This is a genomic window from Methanoculleus marisnigri JR1 (assembly GCF_000015825.1).
GTDB lineage: Archaea > Halobacteriota > Methanomicrobia > Methanomicrobiales > Methanoculleaceae > Methanoculleus > Methanoculleus marisnigri.
The window spans coordinates 2036252-2063177 of record NC_009051.1; the positions used below are offsets into that span (position 1 = coordinate 2036252).

Annotated in this window: 30 protein-coding genes and 1 pseudogene; 15 read left to right on the plus strand and 16 right to left on the minus strand. The window is 62.9% G+C overall.

Features of this window, described 5'->3' with window-relative positions; translation table 11 throughout:
* Nucleotides 1-9: 9 nt before the first annotated feature.
* Both MEMAR_RS10095 and MEMAR_RS10100 read right to left on the minus strand, forming a co-directional pair.
* Nucleotides 10-576, minus strand: a complete 567-nt coding sequence (locus MEMAR_RS10095) for a stage II sporulation protein M (RefSeq protein WP_011844878.1) — start codon at nt 574-576, stop codon at nt 10-12.
* Complete coding sequence (locus MEMAR_RS10100) at nt 569-1414, minus strand: DUF63 family protein (RefSeq protein ID WP_011844879.1); 846 nt, start codon at nt 1412-1414, stop codon at nt 569-571. Before MEMAR_RS10100 ends, MEMAR_RS10095 begins: the two co-directional genes overlap by 8 nt.
* Before the next feature lie 11 nt (nt 1415-1425).
* On the opposite strand from MEMAR_RS10100, the gene MEMAR_RS10105 reads away from it, so the two are divergent.
* The 11 genes and pseudogenes from MEMAR_RS10105 (at nt 1426) to MEMAR_RS10145 (ending at nt 8784) form a co-directional block, all read left to right on the plus strand.
* Nucleotides 1426-2508: an NAD(P)-dependent glycerol-1-phosphate dehydrogenase gene (locus tag MEMAR_RS10105; protein ID WP_011844880.1), complete on the plus strand. Its 1083-nt coding sequence runs from the start codon at nt 1426-1428 to the stop codon at nt 2506-2508.
* 6 nt (nt 2509-2514) lie between these two features.
* A pseudogene (locus MEMAR_RS13320) lies at nt 2515-2634 on the plus strand (UPF0179 family protein); the annotation flags it as partial.
* Nucleotides 2634-4190 carry a tRNA uridine(34) 5-carboxymethylaminomethyl modification radical SAM/GNAT enzyme Elp3 gene (locus tag MEMAR_RS10110; protein ID WP_048064000.1) on the plus strand — a complete coding sequence of 519 codons (1557 nt, stop codon included), beginning with the start codon at nt 2634-2636 and terminating at the stop codon, nt 4188-4190. The pseudogene MEMAR_RS13320 and the gene MEMAR_RS10110, both read left to right, overlap by 1 nt.
* Nucleotides 4187-5350 carry a DNA primase small subunit domain-containing protein gene (locus MEMAR_RS10115; RefSeq protein ID WP_011844882.1) on the plus strand — a complete coding sequence of 388 codons (1164 nt, stop codon included), beginning with the start codon at nt 4187-4189 and terminating at the stop codon, nt 5348-5350. Before MEMAR_RS10110 ends, MEMAR_RS10115 begins: the two co-directional genes overlap by 4 nt.
* The gene (locus MEMAR_RS10120) at nt 5347-6009 is read left to right on the plus strand and encodes a hypothetical protein (protein ID WP_245526593.1); all 663 of its coding nucleotides are present in this window, start codon (nt 5347-5349) and stop codon (nt 6007-6009) included. Before MEMAR_RS10115 ends, MEMAR_RS10120 begins: the two co-directional genes overlap by 4 nt.
* A 37-nt stretch (nt 6010-6046) precedes the next feature.
* Complete coding sequence (locus tag MEMAR_RS10125; RefSeq protein WP_011844884.1) at nt 6047-6325, plus strand: 50S ribosomal protein L44e; 279 nt, start codon at nt 6047-6049, stop codon at nt 6323-6325.
* Between the two features lie 6 nt (nt 6326-6331).
* On the plus strand, nt 6332-6520 hold the full coding sequence (locus tag MEMAR_RS10130) for a 30S ribosomal protein S27e (protein ID WP_011844885.1): 189 nt from the start codon (nt 6332-6334) through the stop codon (nt 6518-6520).
* A 7-nt stretch (nt 6521-6527) separates the two neighbouring features.
* Nucleotides 6528-7307, plus strand: coding sequence for a translation initiation factor IF-2 subunit alpha (locus MEMAR_RS10135; protein ID WP_011844886.1), 780 nt, complete (start codon nt 6528-6530; stop codon nt 7305-7307).
* Between the two features lie 6 nt (nt 7308-7313).
* Nucleotides 7314-7481 carry an RNA-protein complex protein Nop10 gene (locus MEMAR_RS12810; RefSeq protein WP_011843475.1) on the plus strand — a complete coding sequence of 56 codons (168 nt, stop codon included), beginning with the start codon at nt 7314-7316 and terminating at the stop codon, nt 7479-7481.
* A complete protein-coding gene (locus MEMAR_RS10140) occupies nt 7463-8209 on the plus strand; it encodes a proteasome assembly chaperone family protein (protein WP_011844887.1) in 747 nt (248 codons plus the stop codon). Before MEMAR_RS12810 ends, MEMAR_RS10140 begins: the two co-directional genes overlap by 19 nt.
* Nucleotides 8210-8331: 122 nt before the next feature.
* Nucleotides 8332-8784 (plus strand): RDD family protein, encoded by a 453-nt coding sequence (locus MEMAR_RS10145; protein ID WP_011844888.1) that lies wholly within the window; start codon nt 8332-8334, stop codon nt 8782-8784.
* Nucleotides 8785-8787: 3 nt separating this feature from the next.
* Here MEMAR_RS10145 and MEMAR_RS10150 read toward each other — a convergent pair whose 3' ends face one another.
* A complete protein-coding gene (locus MEMAR_RS10150) occupies nt 8788-9213 on the minus strand; it encodes a rhodanese-like domain-containing protein (protein ID WP_011844889.1) in 426 nt (141 codons plus the stop codon).
* Nucleotides 9214-9292: 79 nt separating this feature from the next.
* Nucleotides 9293-10012 (minus strand): ATP-binding cassette domain-containing protein, encoded by a 720-nt coding sequence (locus tag MEMAR_RS10155; protein WP_011844890.1) that lies wholly within the window; start codon nt 10010-10012, stop codon nt 9293-9295.
* Between the two features lie 450 nt (nt 10013-10462).
* On the opposite strand from MEMAR_RS10155, the gene MEMAR_RS10160 reads away from it, so the two are divergent.
* The gene (locus MEMAR_RS10160) at nt 10463-11173 is read left to right on the plus strand and encodes a DUF1614 domain-containing protein (protein ID WP_011844891.1); all 711 of its coding nucleotides are present in this window, start codon (nt 10463-10465) and stop codon (nt 11171-11173) included.
* A gap of 593 nt (nt 11174-11766) precedes the next feature.
* Here MEMAR_RS10160 and asnB read toward each other — a convergent pair.
* From asnB to MEMAR_RS10210, 10 genes are read right to left on the minus strand one after another with little or no spacing between them, the layout of a single operon-like run.
* Nucleotides 11767-13578 carry an asparagine synthase (glutamine-hydrolyzing) gene (gene asnB / locus MEMAR_RS10165; protein ID WP_011844892.1) on the minus strand — a complete coding sequence of 604 codons (1812 nt, stop codon included), beginning with the start codon at nt 13576-13578 and terminating at the stop codon, nt 11767-11769.
* A gap of 13 nt (nt 13579-13591) precedes the next feature.
* Nucleotides 13592-14035, minus strand: coding sequence for a carboxymuconolactone decarboxylase family protein (locus MEMAR_RS10170; RefSeq protein WP_011844893.1), 444 nt, complete (start codon nt 14033-14035; stop codon nt 13592-13594).
* A gap of 5 nt (nt 14036-14040) precedes the next feature.
* Nucleotides 14041-14982, minus strand: coding sequence for a methanogenesis marker 7 protein (locus MEMAR_RS10175; protein WP_011844894.1), 942 nt, complete (start codon nt 14980-14982; stop codon nt 14041-14043).
* Nucleotides 14979-15563, minus strand: a complete 585-nt coding sequence (locus MEMAR_RS10180) for a methanogenesis marker 17 protein (RefSeq protein WP_011844895.1) — start codon at nt 15561-15563, stop codon at nt 14979-14981. Before MEMAR_RS10180 ends, MEMAR_RS10175 begins: the two co-directional genes overlap by 4 nt.
* Complete coding sequence (locus MEMAR_RS10185) at nt 15564-16802, minus strand: methanogenesis marker 15 protein (RefSeq protein WP_011844896.1); 1239 nt, start codon at nt 16800-16802, stop codon at nt 15564-15566.
* Nucleotides 16799-17254, minus strand: coding sequence for a methanogenesis marker 5 protein (locus MEMAR_RS10190; protein ID WP_011844897.1), 456 nt, complete (start codon nt 17252-17254; stop codon nt 16799-16801). The genes MEMAR_RS10185 and MEMAR_RS10190 overlap by 4 nt, the downstream gene beginning before the upstream one ends.
* A gap of 5 nt (nt 17255-17259) precedes the next feature.
* Entirely contained in the window at nt 17260-17721 is a 462-nt protein-coding gene (locus MEMAR_RS10195) for a methanogenesis marker 6 protein (RefSeq protein ID WP_011844898.1), read from the minus strand.
* On the minus strand, nt 17721-19247 hold the full coding sequence (gene mmp3 / locus MEMAR_RS10200) for a methyl-coenzyme M reductase-associated protein Mmp3 (protein ID WP_011844899.1): 1527 nt from the start codon (nt 19245-19247) through the stop codon (nt 17721-17723). The genes MEMAR_RS10195 and mmp3 overlap by 1 nt, the downstream gene beginning before the upstream one ends.
* Nucleotides 19248-19257: 10 nt before the next feature.
* The gene (gene atwA, locus MEMAR_RS10205; RefSeq protein ID WP_011844900.1) at nt 19258-20871 is read right to left on the minus strand and encodes a methyl coenzyme M reductase system, component A2; all 1614 of its coding nucleotides are present in this window, start codon (nt 20869-20871) and stop codon (nt 19258-19260) included.
* 47 nt (nt 20872-20918) lie between these two features.
* Nucleotides 20919-21761 carry an HAD family hydrolase gene (locus tag MEMAR_RS10210; RefSeq protein WP_011844901.1) on the minus strand — a complete coding sequence of 281 codons (843 nt, stop codon included), beginning with the start codon at nt 21759-21761 and terminating at the stop codon, nt 20919-20921.
* 54 nt (nt 21762-21815) lie between these two features.
* Between MEMAR_RS10210 and MEMAR_RS10215 the strand changes: the two genes are divergently transcribed.
* Complete coding sequence (locus MEMAR_RS10215) at nt 21816-22745, plus strand: ribose 1,5-bisphosphate isomerase (protein WP_011844902.1); 930 nt, start codon at nt 21816-21818, stop codon at nt 22743-22745.
* Between the two features lie 12 nt (nt 22746-22757).
* Here MEMAR_RS10215 and MEMAR_RS10220 read toward each other — a convergent pair whose 3' ends face one another.
* Together MEMAR_RS10220 and MEMAR_RS10225 are read right to left on the minus strand one after the other, a co-directional pair.
* Nucleotides 22758-23564: a winged helix-turn-helix transcriptional regulator gene (locus MEMAR_RS10220; RefSeq protein WP_245526594.1), complete on the minus strand. Its 807-nt coding sequence runs from the start codon at nt 23562-23564 to the stop codon at nt 22758-22760.
* 31 nt (nt 23565-23595) lie between these two features.
* On the minus strand, nt 23596-24090 hold the full coding sequence (locus tag MEMAR_RS10225; protein WP_011844904.1) for a hypothetical protein: 495 nt from the start codon (nt 24088-24090) through the stop codon (nt 23596-23598).
* A gap of 811 nt (nt 24091-24901) precedes the next feature.
* On the opposite strand from MEMAR_RS10225, the gene MEMAR_RS10230 reads away from it, so the two are divergent.
* Nucleotides 24902-25423, plus strand: a complete 522-nt coding sequence (locus MEMAR_RS10230; RefSeq protein WP_011844906.1) for a hypothetical protein — start codon at nt 24902-24904, stop codon at nt 25421-25423.
* A gap of 542 nt (nt 25424-25965) precedes the next feature.
* Entirely contained in the window at nt 25966-26922 is a 957-nt protein-coding gene (locus MEMAR_RS10235; RefSeq protein WP_187147920.1) for an ABC transporter permease, read from the plus strand.
* Nucleotides 26923-26926: the final 4 nt, after the last annotated feature.

The following is a 26926-nucleotide window of genomic DNA, read 5'->3' on the forward strand; positions in this document are numbered from 1 at the left end:
CTGCCTCTTTTAAGCTATCATACTTAGGATTGCCGGCGTAATAAATGCCTCTACGACCGCGGCAACCGCGAGGAGCGGGACGACTATCCGGAGAAAAAGCCGGGCGAGAGGCAGGGCTTCTGCAGCGGCATCGCCCGTGCCGTGCCATTCGGCGACGAGTTCCTTCCCGAGGAGGAGACCGAGGCCCCCCGCGATGAGGAAGGCGGGGATCTCGAAGATGCCGTGGGGGACGAGCGCCGCCGCGATGAAGAGCATACCCTGCTGCTGCCGCACGAGTTCCGTCAATGCACCGATCAACAGTCCGTTGACCGAGAGGATCAGCATCGTGACCACGCCGAGGGAGGCTCCCCCGAGGAAGAGGAGGAGGCAGGCAGCCAGGTTGTTCAGGAAAAGTTTCCCGGCAAGGACGGGCGGGGAGTCGGAGAGGAGCTGGCCCACCACCTGCTCGTTGAAGAGAGTCACGGCCTGTGCACCTATGCCCGGGTCGCGGACCACGGCAACGATGCCGATGCCGATAGAGACGGCAAAGAGGGCGCCTGCGAAGATCGTGGCCCGGGCGAGCGAGGTCTCAGACATGGAGCACCATCCGGGCGAGATCGCGTATCCCCGGCGCCATGCCGACGACGATCATGGCGAGCAGGATGAGGTGCCAGAGGCCGGGGTCCCCCTCACGCCGGTACATCTCGAGGATGTAGACGGCGGGGATGAGCACCGCAACCTTCAGCAGGAACATCGAGAAGGCGGTTCCGGTCGCATCGATCAGGGCCGCACCCACGACGTGCTGCTCGACGTAGCCGACGGGGTGGATGTCGATCCCGTAACTCGTGGCGCTCGCGTCCAGCATGTGGCCGAAGATGAGGAGTTTGTAGAGGATGTTCGAGGCGTAATCCCACTTCAGCACGTAAACGAGGAATGCCCAGAGGGCGAGCGACGTAACAGAGGCAAACACCAGGATGACGGCGAGGACGTCGAGCGCGATCGTCGCTTCGGTAAGACCGAACCAGACGAGCGCTGAAGCGGCCACGAGGCAGGCGGCGATCCCGACGCCCCCGTAGAGGCGGCTGTAGCGGGAGACGAGCCCGGCGTTCTCCGCGAGTTTCCCGGCAAAGAGAGCGATCGCCGCAACCGCAAAGATCGAAAAGAAGATCAGGGGCGTGATCAGGAGGAACCGGAGATCGGAGGTGATCATCCCGGTATCCTCGACGACCCGGAGAAGCCCCCCGAGGACGACGAAGGGCAGGGTTGCAAGCACCAGCTCTTCGTCGACGGCAATCCGGTACCGCCGGAGTCCCCGATAGACGAGATAGACCGCTGCGATGAGGATCAGGGCGTAGGTCAGCGTATCGACGAGCGTATACGCTTCGCCGTAACGGATTGGATCGATGTAGTATTTGTAGAGGAACTCCCTAATCATTGTTGATCTAAATGAGCGCAGACCGCATAAACCTACTCAGAACCAAGGTCTTCGACAAGTCGAAATGGATGCAGCTCCCCCGTGACGTCGTCATCGGCCACGATGTCATCGAGCAGATCCCGGCTGTCTGCGAAGATCTTGCCCTCGGCGACTCTGTGCTCATCGTATCGGGTGGTCAAACAAGGGATATCGCCGGGAAGAGGGTCGAGGCGCTCCTTGCCGGTTCCTACGACGTCGTGACGTTCGCCGCGAACGATGGCAATCCCTTTGAGACGATCAGGAAGGCCGAGGAAGCGGCGGCAACGGCAGGGTTCGTCATCGGCGTCGGTGGGGGCCGGGTCATCGACACGGCGAAGATCGCCTCCTACAACACCGACCGCCACTTCATCAGCGTTCCCACCGCCGCATCACATGACGGGATCGCCTCGTCGCGTGCCTCGGTGCCGACCGCCGACGGGAACGTCTCGCTCGCGGCCGAACCCCCCATCGCCGTCGTCGCCGACACCGCCGTCATCGCGTCGGCGCCCCACCGGCTGCTGGCGTCCGGGTGTGCGGACATCATCGCGAACTACACCGCAATCCTCGACTGGGAACTCTCCCACCGTCTCCGGGGCGAACCGCTCTCGGAGTACGCGCTGACGCTCTCCCGGATGACCGCCGAGATCCTCTTTAAGAACGCAGACCTCATCAAACCCCACTCCGAGGAGAGTGCCTGGCTGGTGACGAAAGCGCTGGTTTCTTCAGGTGTCGCGATGAGTATCGCGGGGTCGTCCCGGCCCGGGAGCGGCGGCGAGCACAAGTTCTCCCACGCGCTGGAGAAACTCGCGCCGGGGAAGGGGCTCCACGGGGAGAAGTGCGGGATCGGGGCGATCATCACGATGTACCTCCACGGCGGGGACTGGGAGGGGATCCGCGACTCGCTCAAGAAGATCGGCGCACCGACGACCCCCGCCGCGATCGGGGTCGACGACGAGACGGCCGTTGCGGCGCTGCTCGCCGCGAGGACTATCCGGCCGGAACGGTTCACCATACTGGATATGGGATTGACCGAGGAGTCGGCGCGGGATCTGGTGAAGATGCTCTACCGGGAGTGAAGAGGGATGGCGAAAGTGAAGACGAAGGTGACGCTGATCGGCGCCGCGCTCGCAAAGCCGGGGCTTGATTTCGTCTACGAAGGCAACTCGTGCCCGGAGTGCGAAAACTGCAAGGTCCGCAAGACCTGCCACAACCTGCAGCCGGGCAGGAGGTACCGCGTCGCTACCGTCCGCACGACCAGAAGATCAAACTCGAGGTCTGCCGCGAGCACGGTGCGAGCATGCCCAAAAACTCCGCGGTCCTCGCCGCCGCCGCCCCCGATGAGCGCGAGCGGCTCCGGCCGATCCTCCAGGTGAAACCCACCCGGACCCTCTCCGGGGTGGCGCCCGTTGCGGTGATGACCTCGCCCCACCCCTGCCCCCACGGGAAGTGCCTCCCCTGCCCCGGCGGGCCGGAGCATCCCTTTGCATCCCCCCAGAGTTACACGGGAGAAGAGCCCGCGGCGCTCCGGGCGAGAGAGCACGCCTTCGACCCCTACGCCCAGGTGCAGGCCCGCCTCGGGCAGTTCGAGGCGCTCGGTCACCACGTCGACAAGGCGGAACTGATCGTGATGGGCGGGACGATGACCGCCCGCCCGCTCGAGTACCAGGAGTGGTTCGTCGGGGCCGCCGTGCAGGCGATGAACGACTACCCGCGGGCCGGGGCTCCGCAGGAGAAGCCCGATCTCGAGGCGATCTTTGCCGCGAACGAGTCGGCACGGGTCCGGTGCGTCGCCGCCACCTTCGAGACGAGGCCGGACTGGTGCCGGGAGGAGCATATCGACCGGATGCTCTCGATGGGCGTGACCAAGGTGGAACTCGGCGTCCAGCACGTGGACGACCGGCTCCTCGACTACAACCGCCGCGGCCATGCGGTCGCGGACTCGGTCGCGGCGAACTGCCTCCTGCGCGACGCCGGACTGAAGGTCGGGTTCCACATGATGCCGAACCTCCCCGCGGCGAGCATTGAGGACGACCGGCGGATGTTTCGGGAACTCTTCGCTGATCCGCGGTTCCGGCCGGACTTCCTGAAGATCTACCCGACCCTGGTGACGCCGGGCTCAGAGATCGAGGCGCTCTGGGAACGGGGAGAGTATCTGCCCTACACCGAGGAAGTACTGATCGACCTCGTCGCCTACGCGAAGTCTCTCCTCCCGGAGTACGTCCGTCTCCAGCGGATCCAGCGGGATATCCCGGCAAAGCTGATCGTCGCGGGTTCACGGCATAGCAACTTCCGCCAGCTTGCCGAGGCGCGGCTCCATGAGCAGGGGCTTCGCTGCCGGTGCATCCGCTGCCGCGAGGTGGGCAGATCGCCCGAACCGGAGGAGGTGGCGATCTCGACCCTGGTTTACCAGGCGTGCGGCGGAGAGGAGAGGTTCATTCAGGCGGGCTCCGAGGACGGCCTCGTCGGGTTCGCCCGGCTCCGGTTCCCGCACAACCCCTTCCGCGACGAACTCGCGGACGCCGCGCTCCTGCGCGAGCTCCATGTCTACGGGAGCGTGGTGCCGATCAGCACTCCGGCATCCGCCGACGAGTGGCAGCACCGCAGTTTCGGCAGCGTTCTCCTCTCCGCGGCCGAAGAGGAGGCACGCGATCACGGCTACCGGCGCCTCGCGGTGATGAGTGGTGTCGGGGTGCGGCCCTACTACAGGAAACAGGGATATGAACGAGTGGGCCCATATATGATCAAGACGTTCCCATGAAACCCGCGACGCTCGAGTTTGTGAAGCAGAGGTTCGCCGAGTACTACCAGAGGCAGAATCTCACCGTTCCGTCCTCCCTCGAGCAGCGCGAATGGGGATTCATCTTCTTCGACGCCGCGGCCGAAGTCCGGATGCGGCGGCACATGGCGTTTGCCGACCGCGAGGAACTCGGGGCATACGTGAAAAGCCTGGTTCCCGCCCACGTCTACTACTCGACGGCCTACTACCAGACGCCGTCGGCGCCGACGATGAACGAGAAGCACTGGGCCGGCGCCGACCTCATCTTCGATCTCGACGCCGACCATATCGTCCGCGGCCCCTACGCGATGATGCTTGCCCGGGTCAAGGAGGAGACCGAGAAACTGCTCGCGATGCTGACCGACGAACTCGGCTTTGACAGAAGCCAGATCAGGCTCGCCTTCTCCGGGGGGCGCGGCTACCATATCCACGTCACCGACATCGGCGTCCGGGGATGGGGAAGCCAGGAGCGGCGCGAGATCGTCGATTACGTCTGCGGCATCGGGCTCGATCCAGCCGCGATGCTCATGCCGGGGGGCGGCGGGACCGAGTCAGACCTTCGGTCTGACCGGGCGGGCGCCGAAGGTGCCCGCACCGGGTGGCGGCGGCGCTACGCGGGGGCGCTCCGCGCCCATCTCTCCGGGCTTGCGGCCCGCGACCCGGCGGAGGCGACGGCCTACCTTGCGGGGCTCGACGGTATCGGGAAACGGACGGCCGCGGAGTTCTTCGCGGATATCGGCAGCCTCGCCGCCAGGGCCCCGGAGGAACTCCTCAAGAACCGGGTCGTCAGGGCGATCGCAGCCGCACCGGACTTCGAGGAGAGGCTCCGGGACGCCGGGGCGCGTGCGGACGAACCGGTCACGACCGATATCAAGCGGCTGATCCGGACGCCGGGGTCGCTGCACGGCGGCAGCGGCATGCGGGTCGTGCCGCTCGATATCCGGGACTTCGCGGATTTCGATCCGCTCGTGGACGCGGTGGTCTTCGGTGACCGGGACGTGCGGGTGGAGATGAAGGCTAACTTCAGCACGTCCCTGCTCGGGAACTCCTACTCGCTCGATGCAGGGATCCGGAGCGTTCCCGAAGCGCTCGCGATCTTCCTCTGCTGCCGGGGCATGGCGGAGATAGCCGGAGGTGCATGATGGCCGCCAATCTTTTAGAGAAACTCCGCCAGATGCTGCTCGATATGCAGCACTCGGGAAGGCTCTCGCACATCGAGCCCGGCCTCTACGACGACGCCCGGGCGTACATCGAGAAGCGCAAGACGGACTACTACGACCTCAAAAACCCCCTGGAGAGCCGGGCGGGGGGCCTGCTCATCGAGGAGATAGGGAGCGTCACCGAGACCGTCCAGGAGATCTTCTCGGTCAGGACGAGGCAGATCCTCGACCTTGCGTACCAGCAGATCGAGGGGCAGTACTTCGATAAGGATGAGGGGCGCAAGATGCTCCCGGAGGAGCGGGCGATGTACGAGCGGATCATCAACGCCATCGAGGAGTGCCGGGAGGCGCTCGTCCACGGCGAGGCGGCCCCGTTCGGCGGCGACGGTGCGGCCGCCGGCGCCCGGGGCGATGAAGCCGACGGAACCCCGGAACCCCGCGGAACGCCGGCGGCCCCCGTTCCCCGTTCCATCCGGTCTCCCTACGCCCTCGTGCATATCCGCTCCGATGTGGAGTCGTTCATGGGGATGGACGGCAGGACCTACGTATTAAAAATGGGGGATATCGTCACCCTGCCGGAAAACAATGCAGACGTGCTCTGCGAGCACGACATAGCCTTAAATATTAGGCTTAACAAGTAATATAGGTACTCGAATCTATTGAATAGAGGTTACTATCATGAAAATGCCGTCCAAATTCAAGACATACTGCCCGTTCTGCAGGAACCACCAGGTTCACGAAGTCGTGAAGGTAAAGAAGGGCAAAGTGCGCCACTTCAACTGGATCGACCGCCAGAAGGCGCGCAGGAGCACGGTGGGCAACATGGGCAAATTCAACAAGGTGCCCGGCGGCGACAAGCCGACGAAGAAGATCAACGTCAGATACCGGTGCACGGTCTGCGGCAAGGCGCATCTCAGGCCGGGATTCCGGATCGGTAAATTCGAGCTTACGGAGTGAGTTGGTATGGTCCGGGTAAACAGAGAGAACAGGAGCACATTCCTTCGGGTAAAGTGCCCCGACTGTGAAAACGAGCAAGTGGTCTTTGAGAGAGCGAGTACCGTCGTGGAGTGCACCGTCTGCGGACGTATCCTTGCGGAGCCTCACGGCGGGAAAGCTGATATAAAGGCCGAGATAATGGCAGTACTTGAGTGATAATTCCATGAATGAGAGAGAGTGGCCCGAGGAAGGAGAACTCGTTGTCTGCACGGTCGCGGACGTCAAGGACTTTGCGGCGTTCGTGACCCTGGACGAGTACAACGAGCGGCGAGGGCTCATACCGATATCCGAGATAGCGCGGGGCTGGATTAAGTACATCCGGGACTTCGTAAGAGAAGGACAGAAGGTCGTCTGCAAAGTCCTGAACGTGGATCCCGATCGCGGCCACATCGATCTCTCGTTAAAAGACGTAAACGAGCACCAGCGACGCGAAAAGATTCACGAGTGGAAGAACGAGCAGAAGGCCGTGAAGTGGATCGGGTTCGCCTCCGAGGCATCGGGAGCGGACAGGAAGATCATCGAGGAGGCAATCTTCCGCGAATACGGTCAGCTGTATCCGGCCTTCGAGGATATCGTCACCACCGGCGGCGAGGCAGCGGATAAGCTGAACCTCGACGAAACGATCAAAAATGCGCTTATCACCGTCGCGAACGAAAACGTGAAGGTCTCGAGGGTGACGATCACCGGACACCTCATCCTGACGTCTGCCCGGGCCGACGGCGTCAACGTGATCCGCCGGGCGCTCCGGAGTGCGCAGCCGAAGGTCGAGAACGTGGACATCGACCTGATCTATGTCGGAGCCCCGAAATACCGGATAAAAGTAACCGCACCCGATTATAAGGAAGCCGAGAAGGCGATCGAGAAGGCGGCAAGCGCCGCCGTCGGCGTGGTCGAGCGGGCCGGCGGCTCCGGCAAGTTTATCCGGAAGCAGAAGGCCGGATAGAACCATATGAGCAGCCGCATTCGGCGCTGTCCGCACGACCGGAGATATACGCTCTCCGATCTCTGCCCGGTCTGCGGCCGGCCGTGCCGGCCGGCCCATCCGGCACGTTTTTCACCCGAGGACAGGTACGGTAAGTACAGGAGGGCCGTACGCGGATGGAACACGTCACAGTAACCTTTTTGCGAGACGACAATATCGATGCCCCGGTCCTGATCGAGGGCCTCCCCGGCATAGGACACGTCGGGAAACTCGTTGCCGACCACCTGATCCACGAACTCGGGGCCGAGAAGATCGGAAAGATCTCCTCGCTCCACTTCCCGCCGCAGGTGATCGTGGACGAGCAGGGCATCACCCATCTCGTCAACAACGAGATCTACCGCCATGAGAAAGACGGTAAGTCGGTTCTCTTTCTGGTGGGGGATTTCCAGAGCAACTCGCCCGAAGGCCACTACGTCCTCGCGGAGCGCTACCTCGATATCGCCGAGGAACTCGGTGTCAAGCGGGTCTACGCGCTCGGGGGCTACGGTGTCGGCCGCCTGGTCGAGAACCCGAGGGTGCTCTCGGCGGTCAACATGAAGCACCTCCGCTCCGAGGTTGAGGCGGCCGGCGGGTCGTTTGAGAACGCCGGAAGCAGCGGAATGATCGTGGGGGCCTCGGGGCTCCTGCTCGGCCTCGGCGAGGAGCGGGGCATCGAGGGGATCTGCCTGATGGGCGAGACGAGCGGCTACATCGTCGACCCGAAGAGTGCCGACGGCCTTCTTACGGTGCTCTCCCGCCTGACCGCGATCGAGGTCGATCATACCTCGCTGCAACAGCGTGCCGAGGATATGGAGCAGATCATAGCAAAGATCCAGGAAGCCGAAGAAGCCCGGGGCCGGGAAGAACTGAGTTATATCGGATAACCTCCTTTTTAATTCCGGGCCCGGAGAGAGGCCGTCGTGGTGTCCGACGCGGCCATCGGCGACCCGTCAACCACCGATCCACCCGAACCGTTAAGAACCACGGGGATCGACAGATCATCGATATGGTCACCCTCTACCTCGCCAGATGGGAAACCCGGTTCTGGGCCTGGCTCATCGACTTCATCCTGGTAGGACTGCCCGCCTGGGCGATCTCCGACCGGCTGCCGCCCTCCTGGCAGTTCAGCATAGATCCCGGGCTCATATCGATCAGCCTCTCCTCGGTCGTCTTCTTCCTCTACTGGACGCTGCTCGAAGGTTACCGCGGCCAGTCGATCGGCAAGATGGCGCTAAAAATCCGGGTCGCCGGCTCTGCCGGGGAAGATATCGGGTTTTTTGCCGCTGCAATCCAGAGTTTCGGCAAAGCGTTCCTCCTCATCCCCGACTGCCTGATCGGCTGGCTCGCCATGCCGCGTTCGAAACAGCGGCTCTTCAACCGGATCTCGGGCACCGTCGTGATAGAGACCCGCGAAGCGGAGGAGCCGGAGGGCGTCACCTACGTGAAGCAGGAGGAGTGAGGCTCAACTACCGGTCACCGGGAGCCCGGCCGCATTCCAGGCATTCATACCGCCCTCGATCTCGTAGACCTCACAAAACCCGGCCTCGCGCATCAGTTCCCGGACACCGGAGCTCCGCCCGGCCCGCTGGCAGTATATAAGGTAGGTCGCCCCCGCATCGAGACTGTTAAGATGCTCCGAGAACTCCGCCGAGTCGATGTTGACTGCCCCCGGGATGTGACCCCCGGCGAACTCGTCCGGTCTCCGGACATCGATGATGACAAAACCCGGATCATCCCCCCTCTCTTCGATCAGGGCGGATGCTTCGGACGGCGTGATAGTCCGGACGACCCGGTCGTCGGGCGCCGGACTGCCTTCGAAACACCCCCCGGCGAGCACAAGCACGACGACGGACAGGAACGCGAGCAGAGGATGGAGATGAACGGCCATGCATCCATGTCACGGCCGCAACGATAAAGCGGTTTCGATCGCCCCGACCGCTCGTCCACCGGTGCAAAAGCCGGGACGATCAGGTGGAGTTGTCGAATTCGAGCGGCGTATCGTCGAGGGCCATCACCGCACGGAAGGTCTCCGGCGCATCCAGGGCAACGACCTCGCCGTGGTCCACCACCGCAACCCGGGTGCAGATTGCTTCCGCCTCTTCCACATCGTGCGTCGTAAAGATGATCGTCGCCCTCCGCTCGCGGTTCAGCCGCCGGAGCAGGTTCCAGATCTCCCGGCGCCCGGCATCGTCCAGGCCGGCCGTCGGTTCGGCGAGGAAGAGGACCGACGGGTGCGTGAGAAACGCCCGGGCGATCTCCAACTGCTGCACCATGACAGGAGAGTAGGTCTCGACACGAGCATCGGCGCTTCCGGCGATTCCGAAGAGGTCTATGGCTTCGGGGACCCTCCTCTTCCGGAGATCGGCGCCCAGGCCGTGCAGCCGGGCATGGAAGTCCAGGTTCTCCCTGCCGGTCAGCGCAGGGTCGAGCACAGACTCCCGGAGAACGATGCCCATGCTTCTGCGCACGTCCCCGAGGTTGCCAAGAACCGCGAGCGGTGAACGCTCGGCAAATCCGGGAACCGGAAAGAGCATTGTCATGAGGATGGCAAGCAGGGTCTGCCGGTCCTGACCGCAGGGGCAGAGAACACCAAAGATCTCTCCGCTCTTCACGTCGAACGGGATAGGGCCCCTCGCCTGGAGCCGCTCCAGATGCCGGATCAGGTCCTCAACGGTAAAGGCGGTCATGCTCCTCTGCGCAGATGTAATCGGTCGGAGAGAACGGAGTTGTTCCCGGCCGCTCGCCATCCTCGAAACGTGTACCGGATTCACACCGAACCTCCTTGAGCGACGGCTCCCGGGGGTTGTTGTCCGGTGTCCGTTATCCGATTCGAGGAAGGAAATATTGGATCAACACTATTTTTGATTATCCCTATATAAAAATATCTATTTTCAAATGAATATAAAATGCTCAATTAGACATTTCTGTTTTCTATTGGCTTTCCCTTTTACATTATCATCAGCGATATTCATCCTTCATCGAACGATGATGCGGGCTGATTTGGGCGGCACTGGCCCGCCCAAAAGACCATCAGGTCGAAGTAGTACGGGAGCCACCCCAGAGAGCGCCCCCGATACCTCGCCGGGGGACGAGCCGTGAAACTATTTATGGCATGAACCCCCCGGTATACCCGGCCTATGGAGACCGAACTGCCCACGATCGCGATTTTACCGGTTCCCTTCAGCCCGGATCAGATTCTCATTGCGTTCGCGGTTCTCATACCGGCCCTGGTCATATTCAACCTGCTCCTCATCAGCGAGGGGATCTTCGAATCGATCGGGCTCCGGTTCTATCAGGCGGTGCTGGTGACCGCAGGGGCGCTGCTCGGGAGCCTGATCGATATCCCGCTCCTTCCGGTAGGGGAAGACGTCATCGCAGTCAACGTGGGCGGGGCCGTCATCCCCCTCTTCGTAACGCTCGAGATGGTCGGGCGGGGCCGGGTTTCGTGGTTAAAGTCCCTCGCCGCCGTCGTTATGGTATCGCTCGTCGCCTACGCCTTTGCGACGCCCGTCCCAGGCCTCGGGATCACGATGCCGTTCTACATCGCGCCCCTCGCAGGTGCCGTAGCGGGGCTCCTTCTCGCCCGCGGCTGCCGCACCGCCCCCGGCCTCGCCTACGCCGGCGGGACCATGGGCACCCTGCTCGGCGCCGACATCCTCAACCTCGCAAACCCCGAGGTGCTTTCGGCGCTCGTTGGAGGAGGGGGGTCGACCGTCCTCTCCATCGGGGGTGCGGGGATCTTCGACGGCATCTTCGTTACCGGCGTCCTCTCCGTCCTGCTCGCGGTGTATGCGGGGAGGAGGCTGCGGGAGAAGGGGGGTGTCTGCCCGCAGGAGGGAGGAGAGTGAGGGGGGGGAGGTAGTGCAATGATTGCTTCCTTTCAGCGCGGGCGGGGATTTCAGGAGGATTTTTGCACGATTGAGACAGGGGAGGGGGGATGCTCCCCCCTGCCCACCTGACGGTGGTCGAGCTCCGGTTCTACGAACCATCGCACTCCCCGTCGGCCCCACCCCCGATGGCGATATCCCCACGGTCCACTGCATGGGGATACGCTGAAAAAGGGTGGTTCCCTGACTTGCTTCCCCGGATACGGCTTTCCACCGGCTATCGCCATGACTCCCCCTGCCCCCTGGGGCGGGGTGCGATGCTCCGAAGGAGCGGAGCATGAGCACCGCAGGTGCGAGTGAGGAGCGCCGAAGGCGCGGGTGGAGGGGGGCTACCATAGAGGGGCATATGGGCATTCCCCGGCCTGGGCACGGTGGGAGTTGGGTTTTCCGAAAAGAAGTGCATACGAGTATCCCCCGCCTGGGCAGCCGTGCACGCCTTTTCTCCAGAATCTCCCCATGCTTCCGGCACAAGACCACCACCAGCAGACACCACGTGTTCTGTAAACAGCGGAAGAGACTGCAGGAGACGCTTACGAAAAAGTTTGTAGAGGAAACTACGCGTCAAACGCCTGGAGCCACATCTCCGCGCAGGCTATCCGCCAGAACTCGGTAGAATAAGGACTCTTCCCGTCGAGGAACTCGCGGTAGTTTTCGAGCACCCGCTCCGCGTCCCAGTAGGGTCGTTCTGCGAATTCCGGCGTCGAGAAGAGGTCGAGGATACGCGGTGCGAGTTCGCCCTCCATCCAGACCTCTTCGGGGGTGACGAAACCCATCTTGTCCATCCTGCACCGGACGGCGTCCGGAACCAGCCCCCGGATTGCCCGCCGGAGGACGTGCTTCGTGACGCCGCCGCGGATCTTCTGGTCGAGCGGGAGCGATCCGAGGTACTCCACCAGCCGGTAGTCGAGGAACGGGACCCGGGCCTCGATCGAGAAGGCCATCGAGTTCCTGTCCTCCCAGTGCAGCAGGAGGGGGAGGTTCGAGGCCGTGACCTCCCGTTTCAGCACCTCGTCAAGCGACCCCGCATACCGGAGGACCTCGGGCGCTGATCCGCGGAGGAGTTCCCGCCGCTCCAACCGGACCCGGGACTGCCCGGCCGCCCACGCGAAGAACGACCGATGCAGCCTCGCACTCGCGATCCCCTCCCGGAGAGCGGCGAGGATCTCCCGGCGCCGGAGGAGCCCGCGGATGTAGGGCGCCTGGTAGGCGATGTAGCCGGCGAGTTGCTCGTCGGCGCCCTGTCCGTCGAGGACCACCTTCACCTCCTCCCGCGCAAGCCGCATCACGCAGTACTGGGCATATATCGAGAGGGACGCGAACGGCTCGTCCTGCATATAGAGTAATCTCTCGATATCCTCCCAGAGCCCGTCCGTGCCCGGCGTCGTCCGGCGGTTCGCGACGCCCGTCGCCGCGACTACCGTATCGATATGCCGGCTCTCGTCGAATCTCGGATCGTCAAAACAGACCGAGAACGTCTTCTGCCGCTCACCGACGCTCTCCGGGCTCTCTTCCCGCAGGAGGACGTTGATCAGGGCGGTGACCGTCGAGGAGTCGATGCCGCCCGAGAGACAGGTTCCGACCGGGACGTCGCTCCGGAGCCGGAGCCGGACGGCATCGGTCAGGAGGTCTCTCGCCCTCCTTGCGGCGGTTTCGTCGTCAGTGCCGGCCTCTCGCGAGGCGGGGTTCATCGAAAAATCCCAGTAGCGTTCCGGCTCCCCGGCACCCTCCTCCGAGACGACGACCGCATGGGCCGGCGGGACCTGAAAGACGCCGTCGTACATCGTCTCGCCGGTGTGATCCGCAACTCCCCACGCAAGGAACGTCGAGAGCATCCGGTCGTTCGGCCGCCGGCCGACCAGCGGATGCACCCGGAGCGCCTTGATCTCCGAGGCGAAGAGGAACGACCCCCCGGCCACGGCGTAGTAGAACGGCTTGACGCCCAGGCGGTCGCGGGCACAGAAGAGTTCGCGACGGCGCCCGTCCCAGAGGGCGAACGCCCACATCCCGTTGAACCGGGCGAGGCAGTCCCTCCCCCACTCCTCGTAGGCGTGCAGGATCACCTCCGTATCGGTTGCGGAAGCGAAACGGTGTCCGAGGGCGGCGAGTTCCTCACGAAGTTCGCGGTAGTTGTAGATCTCGCCGTTGAAGACGATCTGGAGCGATCCGTCCTCGTTTCCCATCGGCTGGCGACCCTCGTCGGAGAGATCGATGATCGCGAGGCGGCGATGGGCGAGGCCGACCGGCCCGGAGAAGAACGTTCCTTCGCCGTCGGGCCCGCGATGAGCCAGCCGCTGTGCCATCGCCCCGACGAGAGCCGCATCCGCCTCCTCCCCGTTCAGGGCAAACTGCCCGGCAATACCGCACATACTCCGGGCCCGGTCACTTATCAGAACAGGTCTTATCCAGGCCCGTACCGTTGATGTCGCAGGAGGGACAGGGGGCACCGTTCACCACCCGGTATGCATCCGCGAGCACGGCGGAGTTCGCGAGCAGTCCCGCGATCAGGATCACCTCGAGGATCTCGGCCCGGGTCGCGCCCTTCGCCATCGCCGACTGCATGTGGTACTCGACACAGTGGTTGCACTTGAGCGCGGCGCCCACCGCGAGGCTGATGAGCTCGATCGTCTTCGGCTCGAGCTGGCTGGTCTCGACGACAGCGCCCTTGTAGAGGAGGTGCGAGATGAGGATCTCGGGCCGTTCCGCCATCCGCTCAAAAATCAGCGGAACCCTGCCGTACTCGCTCTCGATCTCGCGGAGGAGTTCCTCCGCGATGGTGTCCGACCCCCGTTCGACAATCCTCGTGAGTATCTTCTCGAAATCCATCGCAACTACACCAGTATCCTCGTTTCCGAGAAAGGTTTAATCCGGATCAATATGTAGTTGCGCATCCGTGACGGCGTAACGTCGGCGATATCACCGACCGTCACCCCTTCGGCGACCTCGAGCGACCGCACGTCGTCGGCGTACGAATCGTAGGGGAGTTTCACCCGGAGCCCCTCCATCTGGGCGGTCACCGGCGTCGGGTGCGTCAGCAGGCTGACCTCGTGGATCTGCTCCTCGATGATCGCCATCAGGCGGGGCGGGAAGACGGAGAGCGGGTCTTTTGCGAGAGCATCCCGCCGCGCATCCAGGACGCGGGAGATCTCGTCCACCAGTTCGTCGAGTTTCCCGAGTTCCTCGGGGCGCTTGAACCGGTGCATGATCCTGCCGATCCCGCCTACGTATCCTTCGACGGGTGGGTCGATCGCCCGCATCAGGGTTTCGCGGTCGGGCGCGCCGGTCACCACGATCGGCACGTGGATCTCCCGGCGGATCGCCGGGAACTTCTGCCGGATACACTCTTCGAAGTTGCCGAGCGCGTAGACGGCGAGATCGTGCTCGTTGATGACGTCCCGCTCCTCGTCGTTCAAATTCGCAATCCGTTTCCCGAATCCTCTCGCAAGCCCGACCATGTTGGTCTTCGCGCCCGACCGCCTGAGATACTCGGCGATATCGCAGGAGATGTGGGGAAGGTGATGGATCTCCAGGCTCGGGCTCACGACGGCAATCTCGGTCCCGACGAGAGGGGCCTCGACCACCTCGCCGGCGAGCGGTTTTGCGATCCGGCGTATCATCTCGATATCGTCTCGCGGCACGAACGACTGGAGCACGACGTCCTGGGCCATGACGTGCTTCTGGACGATGTAGCCCCCGAGGTCGTCGATCAGATCCATGATCTCGTCGTGCCGGTAGACGCCTCCCTTGTAGGTCACCGGCACCAGCGTCGTCATAGCGTCACCCCCATCTTCTCAAAGAGCGGCACGACCATCGTCTCCACGATGTCGGTCGGCAGGGTATCCTCGCTCGCCACGTAGTAAAACTTCCCGTCCCGGATGTACTGGCGGCGAACCTTGAACCCCTCGGGAGCGATGTACTGGAGCGCGTAGATGACGTCCTTGTAGAGGGTCTCGCTCGGGTCGGCAACCACCAGCCGATCGAGATCCTCGTCCCCGGCCATCCCCGTCGGGAGGACGACGGTGAACCGGTCGGGCTGGTCGACGTGCTCCTTGCCGTAGATGCTCCAGAGTTTCTGGAGGAGCGGCGCAAGGTAGGTCTCGTCGCCGATATCGAGGACGATCTCGTTCTCGCCGCGGTTGACGTTTGCAAAGTCGGCGATGCGGATTGCGCGCGGCATATGGCGCAGGAGCCCGGCGGCGACGAAGATCGGCATCTTCGGGTCGACGTATATGTGCAGCCGGTCGACCACCTTGATGAGATCGAGGTCCTGGAGGACATCGCCTGCGATCCGCTCGTAGGCCACTCTCCCGACCTCGTCCGGGGACTCGACCACGAAGTAGTTCAACGGGGGCATCTACTCTCCCTTGATGAATCCGGACGCGAGCAGGGCGGACCCGACCGCGCCGATGTACTGCGAGTGGGGCGGGACGACGATCTCGGTCTGCAGGAGCTGGCCCATCGCATGGACCAGCCCCTCGATCAGCGAGGTGCCGCCGACCATGATCACCGGCTCCTTGATGTCGATCTCCTGCAGCTGCTGCTCGAAGACCTGTTCGGCGACGCTGTGGCAGGCCGCGGCCGCCACGTCCTCACGCGAGGAGCCGGCGGCGAGCGCGTTCACCAGGCTCTGCGTCCCGAAGACGATGCAGTAACTGTTCATCGGGACGTTCTTCCCCATGCCCTTCATGGCGAGGGGCCCGAGTTCGGTGATGTCCACGCCGAGCCGCTTTGCGGTCATCTCCAGGAACCGGCCGCTCGCCCCGGCGCAGATCCCGCCCATCGTGAAGGTTCCGGGGATGCCGTCGATGACGCTGATCGCCTTGTTGTCCATCCCGCCGATATCGATAACGGTCGCGGAACCCTGCTGGTGATCGGCGAGGTAGACGGCGCCCTTGGAGTTCACCGTCAGTTCCTCCTGGACGAGATCCGCCCCGAGGTGCTTGCCGATCAGGAACCGGCCGTATCCGGTGGTGCCGATCGCCTGGATGTCCTCGCGGGTGAGCCCGGCCATCTCGAGCGCGTCCGCGACGGCGCTCTCGGCGCTCTTGATCACCTCGGTCGTCGGGTGCCACCCGGTGCCGACGATCTCGTTGTCCTTCATCACGACGGCCTTCGTCGTGCTCGACCCCGAGTCGACGCCCATCGTGATCCCGGTCTGCTCCTCACGGGCAAGGAGCGCTCTCCGGCGGGCGATGGTGGTCAGGGCCTCCATCCGGGTGAGGAGGGTTCCCGCGGTCGTTCGCTCGGTGAAGGAGTAACTCACCACCGGCAGCCGGGAGTTCTCGTGGATGTACCGCCGGAGTTCGTTTCGGACAATCGCCGCCTCGGCGCACCTGAAGCAGGTGCCGATGAAGACCCCGTCGGCATCCACCTTCCCCTCCACGAGGGCCATGGCACGGGCGATCATGAGTTTCAGGTCGGCGCTCCGGACGTCGAGGCCGAACGCGTCGACCCCCCGCTCGACATCGGCGAGCGCGATGTCGGGGAAAAAGACTTCCGCGTCCACCGACTCGGCGGCATCGTAGATCTCTTTCTGGACGCCGCTGTACTCCGGCCCGCAGGAGAGCTGGGCGATCCGCACCTTCCGGCTCATGCCCCGCCCTCCTCCTCTGGAAGACCGTCGAGGAACTTCCTGACGGCGGCGACGAACTGCACGCCTTCCTCTTCGTTCGAGGGATACTTCAGTTCCAGGATCGGGATACCGCTCTGGCGCAGGGAGAAGACAATCAGCTCGTCGGTGCGGGCGCAGCCCATGCACCCGAACGCAAGGTCGGCGTCCGTGACGATGATCGCGGCCTCTGCCTCCTCGATGAGGGGGCCATAGATCGCCATCCGCCCCCGAACACCGGACGGCACCTCGACGGCCGCGTACTTCAGGCCGCGTTTGGGTTCTTCGGGAGTGATCTGCAGGGGCGGGGAGTCTACCCCGGCGGTCTGTATCCTCTCCCGGATACCGAGGGCTGCACCGAGCGGTTTATGGCCGAACCGGGCCACCAGGTCGGAGAGGATGAGGCTCGTTGCAGGGTAGATAAACACCTTTGCCATTGAATTCAGGACTCCTCTGTATCTATCAGTTCTTGCAGTCGCTTGATATCAAGTAACGGTCGCTTCCCGCGTGCGGGCGGTGCCGGTTCCACCTCACCTTCTTCACGCCGGTCGAGTTCCTCGAGCCCGCGGCTGATGTAGCGGAGGATGCGGAATTCCCGTTCGTGGCCGAGGTAGCCCGGCCTCGCTCCGCCGAGATTCGCCCGGCAGCGTCTCGGGTCCCCGGGAGGAAATCCCCGGTCCTTGACGAAGATATGGGTAGGATCGAACGCGCGGATCTCTTCGATGAGGCGGTCGACGGACTCCGGTTCGCCCGTCACCTGCAGCCCGAAGCACGTCTCCTTGATGAGGACGCCCTCGGAGGCCTCGTAGGCCCTGAGCGCGAGCTCGCCGGCGGTCATGGACGGGGACTCGACGAAGACGTATTTGGTCACCGTGCCCACGTACTCGGGAATATATTCGGCCATCACTTCACCTCCTTCACGTATACCGTAGCTCCCTCGCGCATCCCGGCAAGGTTCCCCGCATCGAGCACCTTCCCGATGACGTTCGTACCCGTGAGCGGTTCGGACGTCGGGCCGAACTCGGCGCTCGGTGTCGTGCGGATCCCGACCATGCCGGTTCCCCGCCGGGAATCGTTCGTCATCGCGAGGGTGTAGGCCGGCACCTCGCCCTCGGGAGTGTTCTCCGGGATGATCCCGACGCCCTTGCCGATCTTCGGCTTGAAGAGGAAGACGTCCTCGAAGACGAAGACGAGCGGCATCTTCCCGACGCTATGGTGCTTGAGCCCGGTCACCTCGCGGAAGATCCTGACCGACCGGGGCGCGGCCGCCTCGTCGAGGGTGATGCTGACGACGTGGTCGGCAGACACCGTCTCGACCCGGGCATCACCGGTAGCCAGCACTTCGAGCGTCGTTGCCGGGATCTGGCTTACCACGACGCGGTCGCCAACGGCTTCGTCGGCGGTGAGGGAGACGCCACACCGGGCGGCGACCGCTTCCGCATCGGCGAGCGAAAGGCCGACGAGATCGAACTGCTCCGGCTCCGCACGGATGGTGAGGAGGTCGCCCTCTCCGGCAAACCTGAGGAGTTCGATGCCGTGGACGACCCTTCCTACGACGGTGTGCACCGGGCTTGCCGAGACGCCCTGGGTATAGATGTAGACCCCTCCCGAGGATTTCCCGGCGGTTCTGACCGTGACGGTTCCTTCAAGCCTCGGGCCGGAGAACTCCGCCGGAACCCGCGTCGGGACCAGGTGCGTGTCGGCGACGTGGGTGCTGCTCGAGCGGCCCACCTGGAATCTGCCGCCCTGTACGGAGAGAAGAAAGTGCTCGACGCTCCGGGCGGTTCCGGTATCGATCCCATCTTCCCCGAAGCCCTGCACTTCCGCTTCCACGTAGGAGACGACCTGCATTCCGTCTTCGAGCGGGAATTCGGCATCGCGGGTGACGACGACGTTCGAGCGGTCGACACGCCGGAACACCCGCTCGACGTCGGTGATCCGATCGCCTTCGGCGAGCCGGTCGAGCAGCCCGCGGCCGGTGACGACGTTGCCGATGACGCCGCCGTCCTCCGGCGCACCGTAGTCGGCGGTATGCCTCATGCGTGCGAAGATCAGGTAGGACTGGGAAGGATCGTAGCCCCCGCACCCGAGGATCACGTCGCCGCGCTCGTACCGGCCCGGACGGCGTGCCGGGCGGATGCCGGACTCGAACGGGCCGAAAGCGGCGGCGTACCGGTCCTGCCAGTGCAGGCGGAGCCGTTCTGCAAGATCCGGCCGAAGGAGACGGGAGACCGCCGCGGTCTTTGCCACCTCGACGACCAGATCCCCCGCCGGAGTGGCGAACCTGACCTCCTGCGACTCGGCTTCGTCTTCAACGAGCGCCGGGCGGATGACGGCGACACTGCACCGTTCATCCCATTCGGGGAGGAGATCTCCGAGCCGGGAACCCGCCGGAACTGAAATGCATTTACCGTCCAGGTGGATCTCCATTACGTGCACCTCAGGGGGCCCCGCCTGCCCCCATCACCGTTCGTTCGTCCTCGGTGAGATGAGCGAGCACCTCCTCCGTCGGTCCCATCTGGATGATCTTGCCTCCCCGCATGAGGGCGACGCGGTCACAGATATCTCTCACAAATTCCATATCGTGCGAAACCACGATAAATGTCTCGTCCATCTCTTCGCGGGCGTGGAGGATCGAGTGTTTCACGTCGATCTTCGTGATCGGATCCATGGTGCCGGTCGGTTCGTCGAGAACAACGAGCAGGGGTTCGCGGATGAGCACCTGGGCGAGCGCCACCCGGTGCTTCTCGCCTTCGGAGAGCTGGCTTGGATAGCGCTCCAGGATCTCCTTGCTCTTCTCGGGCGTGAACCCGGCCATCCCGAGGGTGATGATCGCCTTCCTCATCGCGAGTTCTTTCGGGAACTCTAGACCGATGGCGTCGGTGAGGTTGTCGAGCACCGTCCGGTGCGGGTAGAGGTCGTACTCCTGGTGGAGGAGGCCGATGTAACCCTTCGCCCGGCCGCGGTTCTCGATGCCGGGTTTTGTCATATCGATCCAGTCGTCGCCGATCCGGATATTCATCTCGCCGCTGGTGGGCTCGAGGATCCCGGATATGATCCGGGAGAGGGTCGTCTTGCCTGCTCCGCTCTTGCCGATGATCCCGAAGATCTCTTTCTCGCCGACGTCGAACGAGACGGTGTTGACCGCCCGGACGACGCCCCGGTCGACCGAGAGATAGCGCTTGACCACGTCCCGGGCGACCAGGATCTTCTCGCCGACCGCTCCGGCCTCGTGCTGCTCGACGTCGCTGTAGTTCTCCATGAACCGGCCGATGACTTCCCTGGGAACGCCAATCCCCTTGATCTCCCCGTTCTCAAGGAGGATTGCCCGATCGGCTACGTCCTCGATGACCTTTGAGAAATGGGAAGTGACGACCATCCCCATGTCGTTCGCCCGGGCGCTCTCGATGAGCATCCGGTGAACGAGCGTGGCGGTCTCCGGGTCGAGCGTCCCGGTCGGTTCGTCCGCAAAGAGCATGAACGGGTTCTTCGCGAGCTGCCGGGCGAGCACCACCCGCTGCTTCTCGCCGCCGGAGAGGTCGCGGGCGATGTGCATCATCCGGTGGGAGAGCCTGACCTGGTCGATGAGGTCGGCGGCCCTGCTGACGGCCTTCTCGCCCGGGTAGCCGACGTCGTCGAGCGCTCGCAGGACGTTCTCGATCACCCGGTCGTCACCGTAGAGTGCGAACGTCCGCTGGAACATGATGGCGGTTCTCCGCATGATCCGCCGTTTCATCATCGCGCTTTCGTCGGCCCAGAGATCGATATCCGCCGGTTCGAGGTTGCCCCCGCAGACAGGACACGGCTTTCCCGCCTCGCTCGGGACACCGATGTACTCGCATTTGCCGCAGGTGACGACGTGATAGATGATTGCACCCTGTGTCGGAGGCTGGTCGACACCCCGCATAAGGTGCATGAGAACGGTCTTGCCGGCACCGCTTCTGCCGATGATGCCGACGGTTTCTCCCTCCGCCACCTCGAAATTGATATTTTTAAGCACGGTAGTCCCGTTGAACTCCATGCAGAGATCCTTCACCGTAATAAGTGGGGTCATCTTGAGATCCTCGTTAAACTAATCTTCTTCTGGTATCATATTAGGGTTTATATTGTTGCACTTTTCCCGGTCGCCGTGGTATCCGTGAGGAGTTCTGCCACGATACCGGGCACCTCGTCGACGTTGTGGATCACCCGATCCACGCTCGCATAAAGGACGGCCGGTTTCCGATCCGACTGCTGTTCGGTGAGCACCGCGAGATCCGCCTTCCTAAAGGCGTTCAGGTCGTTGATGGCATCTCCAACCATAACAACGTTATCATACTGCTCTTTGAGGTCCTCCACGATCCGCGCCTTCATCGAGGGGGTTGCGACACCGTAGACCCGTTCTCTGGGGATTCCGAGGTAATCGCCCATCCGTTCAAGCTTTGCGACCCGGTCGCCGGATGCTATGTATGCGGGAACGCCCATCCGGTGCAGCTCGGTGATGGCCTCTTTCGCGCCCTCGAACGGCCTTCCGCCGGTCGTCACCGCGAACTCGATGCCGGGGATGTCCATGTTCAGGATCACCCCGCTGTTCATGGTGACGATCGACTCTCTCTTGCAGCAGCTCCAGACCTGCCGGATGCACGCCTGGAGATCGCTGACGAGGGCAGTCTCGTCGTTGTAGAGGAGGTTCCCGACCTCTTCGGCGGGGATGACCCGCCGGGAGCACGCAACCCCGAACCCGATCGAATGTTCTAGGAAGAACTCGGAGAGGAGCTGATCCTCCGGCGCCTCGATGACGTCCCGGGAATGGAGGTGGAGGACGACGAGCACTCTCGCCTCGGCCCCGAAGGTGATGGTCGTGGTCTCGACCTCGGTCAGCATCTCGTCGTGGAGGATGTCGCGTGCTACGCGGTAAGTCCGCAGAAGTGTGCCTGCACTATCAAAAACAACGGCTACCGACATATTCTCACGTCAATAAGTCTATGTAGTCTCTTGTCCTCTCTTGAATGAGGACGTATGGTATTGAGTGAGACGGCAGCAAACATAAAGAGTATGGAGATCCGGGGCGCCGGCAGGATCGCCCGGGCAGCGGTGGAAGCGCTGGCCGATTATGCCGCAAATCTCGATGCAGCCGACCCCGACACGTTCAAGCAGGAGATGGCGAAGGCGGCCGATATCCTCACCGCGACCCGGCCGACCGCCGTCTCGCTCCCGAACGCGGTGCGCTCCGTGATGCGGGCTCTGGACTCGTTCGATTCGGTAGAAGCCGCACGGGACGCGGTTCTTGCCCGGGCGGCGGAGTTCGTCGACCACTCGGAGCACGCGGTCGAACGAATAGCGGAGATCGGGGCACGCCACATCTCCGACGGCGACGTCCTTCTGACTCACTGCAACTCCGAGGCAGCGCTCGGGTGCATCCTGGAGGCCCACCGGCAGGGCAAGGAGATCGAGGTCTACGCGACGGAGGTGCGGCCCCGGGGCCAGGGGCTCGTCACCATCAGGACCCTGAACAACGCCGGAATCAGGACGAACTACATCGTCGATTCGGCGGTCCGCTACTTCATCAACGACGTCGACCTGGTCGTCGTCGGCGCCGACGCCATCGCGGTGAACGGCGCGGTGGTGAACAAGATCGGGACCGCCCAGATCGCGCATGCCGCACACGAGGCGCGGACGAACGTCATCGTTGCGGCGGAGACCTATAAGTTCGCGCCGCGGACGATCCTGGGTGAACTGATCGAGATCGAGGAGCGCGATCCCGCCGAGGTTCTGCCCCGGGCGGTGGCAGAGGAACTCCCCTTCGTCCGGGTCCGAAACCCGGCCTTCGACGTGACGCCCGCGGAGTACGTCGACCTGATCGTCACCGAGCAGGGCGCGATCCCGCCGGGGCTGGCGTATACGGTGATAAGGGATTATCTGGGGTGGAAGATCGAAGAACTGCGGTAGGGCCCGGATCGCCTACTGGAGAAGTGAGTCGGCACGGTTTTCGGCAACCGTTCCGTTCCAGGGAAGGAAAGATACCGTAATGTCCGCTGTCCCGTCCAGAACGCCGGAAGACGCCAGTGCCTCGCCGGTGAGCGTGTAGCACACTGTCCGGCCGTCGCGATTCGCTTCGACGAGTCCGTCTGCGGCGAGCCTACGCAGATGCCAGGCGACTGTGGAACGCGAGATGCCGACGATCTCGGCTATCTCCGACTGCGTGATGCCGGATTTTTCAAGGAGAAGGGCAAAGATCTGCCGACGCGTGCCGTTCTGGAGGTGCAGGCATACGACCTTCTCGGCCGTATCATAGTCGCCGTTTCGGAAGTAGCCCACCCTGTCGTCTCGATTCAGGGCACTGACCAGACCGGCCTCCCGGAGGCAGGAGAGGTGGTAACGGATCGTTCCCCGGTTGATCCCGGTGATGCGGGCAATCTCAGCGGGCGCGATCCCCGGGCGGTCCCGGATGCAGGCATAGATTCGGGACCGTTTCTTGTTGTCCAGGAGGCTGCGTGAAGACCGGTAGCCGAGGTACGCCGTGACGCCGGTAGAATAGACGAGTTCGAAGGGCATCGCGAGGAGCGGGCAGTGGAGGAGGAGGAGAATGGTGAGCAACTCCATCGGCGGGTAGGACCAGAGCGGCATGAAGAACTCGTCGTCGACGTTTATCCCATCAGTGGGGAGTTCAGCGGGACCTGGCTCGACGATGATCTTTGCCGTCGCAGGACTCCAGAGGAGGAGCAGGGCCAGGGACAGGACAATGAACAGGTCAGCCGCTCTGTGCACGGTCCGGCCCCCTACAGTGCCTCTACATCCATCAGTAGTAATAGATAACATTCAGTGTATACTCCGTCCCCTCCTCCGGAACGTCTTCCCCGAAGATCAGGAACTTCCACGTGCCGGACGGCAGGGAATCGGACCCTGAGAGGGTGAGGGAGATCTTCTCGTCCATCCTTCCGTCGACAGCGTCACGGTACGGGCCGAGTACACCGCTGCCCGGCGGGGTTATGGTCAGGGCAAGAGAATCGGTGCCGGGATGCTGGTGACCGCTCCAGTCGAGGTAGACCTGCAGGGTCCTCACGCCCGACGGCACCGACTTCCAGACGGTCTGGTACTCGTCCGGGTATATCGTGCCGCCGACCGACCGGAGGAGTTCCACCCTGTCGCTCACATCGTCGGCGGGCGCTACCGCAATCCCACCGGCGGTCTTGCAGGGCAGGGCTGCAGCGCCGGAGACGAGGAGGAGGGAGGTAAGCAGCGCAGCAACAAGGATTCTTTCAACAACCTGCGCACTGCACTTCGTTACATTCATGATACCACTATGCTCTATGTCCAGATCCCTGACCTTAAATGTTCTGTGCCGAGCGTCGAATCGTCATCGGGAAGTCCGCATCACCGTTTTCATCGAATAAGTCTCTGATACCTGCAATACGGACGGTATGGAGACTTTCCAGTGGAAATTATCCCTGGGCGCAATTCTGAAGGCCGGAATGAGGTTCAGGATCGATACCGGAGAATTTCCAGGGAATGGCAGAACCCGGCAGTTTCATAGGCGCCCCTGGAGAAACCAACCTGCGACAAGGGGATTATGCGCGCCTATCAAGGAGGCCGCAACCCCTGATATCGGTCCGAGCCACCGAGTCGATATACTACACCCAGATCGTCTTCCATCCCCATGACCCGAACCACGACGACGCGCACGCGCACCGGGATACAGCCAGAAGACCCACAATATTACAGATTTTACGCATCAGCGGAACGTATGCGGATTTCAGTTCTAAATATGCACCACGCCCCCAGGAAAGAGATTTGGATCGATTTCTACCAAAAACCCCCCATATCAGTCATGGATCGGGGCGAACGTTGTAAACTGGGAGGAATCAGCGGGTCAAGGCCGCGATGACAATTCGAGAGTGAGCACAGAAACGTTAAGATGAGGAACGCCGATGTCTCGAACGATGATACCGCACGCGGTATCCCGCGGGGGCCGGGAAGCTCGATTGGCGTCGTGTCCCGGCTCCCGCAGCGTGCCCGGAGGGCCAATAGGGCTGTTGGCCGCCATCAGGGATAGCCATTGCGGTTCCGTGGCCTCCCCGGGACACGCGTGAACGAGGTGAAAAACCATGAGAAGAACATTCCTGATTGGCATAGCCGCACTCTTCGTGCTGCTCTGCATAGGAGGGGTTTCGGCGGAGGGAATGGCTGAACTGGCCGTATGTACCCAGCCCTCGTCGCCGGATGTGAGCGATACCACGGACGCTGAAGTACTTTCTGGAGAGTCTTCTGGAGAAATCGGCATACGGGATGTCGCTACGTTCCCCTTTGGGAGTACCATCACTGAATCGCAGCCAAGCCGGACCTTCCAGTTTGCTGTGCCTTCCGGTGTCTACAACTCCATTCAGGTCGACATGAAATTCTACCGGGTCGATGGCGAATGGAGTGACCTGCGGCTAAAATTGGTCGACAGCAACAACCGTATCCTCGCACAGGATGACGGGCCATGGATCCCGTTCACCGAGAATGGTGAGCGTCACGTGCGGTACGACCAGCGTCTCCAGGAGGGCGATATCTATCGGGTTGTCGTCGAGAAAATCAGTCTTGCCGGAGATACCTGGTTCGATGGAACGGTTAAACTCCAGACGTGAAGGTATCGAGTGCCGTTTACGGCACTCCTCCGGAGCCGAAGCAGGAGAGCGGCCACCCGAACACGGCCCGGAGAACACCAACATCACTAGAGTTCAGCATCAGGGGGCAAAATGGATCGGATGCCTCGACATGTAACTGATCGGGCCGGAAAAGGGATATGGAGGAACGTTGAGTTTTCAACCATCAATGCTGAAGGCGGCGCCTGCAACGTCGGCGAGTGGCCATGTTGCAAGCACCCCCATGGAGCACTACTACAACGTGGATGACGCCGGTGCGTATGGGATCTATTCCAATCCCGAATCAGGACAGTATCAGGCCCGGAGTTGCCGTGCGTTGCCGGGAACGGTGTCGTATCGAAGAGCTGGTTCGATCAGAACGGCTGGACACCTCTGCAGTAGCCTGCCCCTGGTAGTTCCAATGTGGGACCGTCACTTCCTCGTAAGCTGCGGTCCCTTCGCCCCATAGAGTGTGAGAATATGAACGGTGACAACCCATGTCCATAACCCGGAGCAACCAAGCAGCTCCGAGTGGCCTACTGACGGTGGCCGGTAAGGAACTTACCGACCACCTGACGAACTGGACGTTTCTTGCCTTTGCGCTCCTGCTGATCGTGGTCTGCATCCTCCCTTTCCAGCAGGGTCTCGGCGGCTACCACGCGACGGCCCGGGCATACGCCGCCGGCCCCGCCATCACCCCCTGGGGTGTCGAAGAGTTCGGTAGCAGCCTTCCGAACGCCGCGGACGTTTACACCCGCCTCCCCGGAGAACTCTCTACCGTCGGGGCAATCCTTGCGATCGCCATGGGGTTCGATCTCATCTCACGGGAGCGGCAGACCGGTTCGCTCAAGTTGCTCCTCGTCCGGCCGATCTTCCGGGACGAGATCATCACCGGCAAGGCGCTTGGGGGTCTTTTTGCCCTGACGTCGCTCGTCTTCGCCGGGCTTGCCGCCTCGCTGGGTTTCCTCCTTGTCGACGGGATCGTGCCCGACATGGACGCTCTGGTCTCGATCCTGCTCTTTGCGCTCGCAACGGTTGCTTTTCTGGCATTCTACTTCTGCCTCGCCCTGACCATCTCGACGGTGGTTCCCCGGACAGGGAAGGCTTTCCTGTACGCGCTGGTGGTGTTGTTCATCTTCACCGCCCTTGTCCCGACGGCGAGCGCGGTTGCGAAGGACGTCGTTGTCGGGGCTCACCCCCTCCCGGGCGCGAGTCCCGCCGAACGGGGAGACTACCAGGCCCGGCTCGGACTGCTCGAGAGCGTCGCGACGGTCTTTTCGCCGCAGTGGAACTACGAACTGGTTGCAAAGAGCGTCCTTGAACCACGGCTCACCAGTTACTCGTTCATCGAGGGCTCCATAACATATCTCCCGTATGACGAAACAGCCCGCCCGACGGACGCCCTCGCCAGGTTCTGGCAGAACGTGCTGGTGCTTTTCACAGCACCGTTCGTGCTCTTCGGGATCGCGTATATAGCGTTCCAGAGGATGGATGTCCGGTGATGCG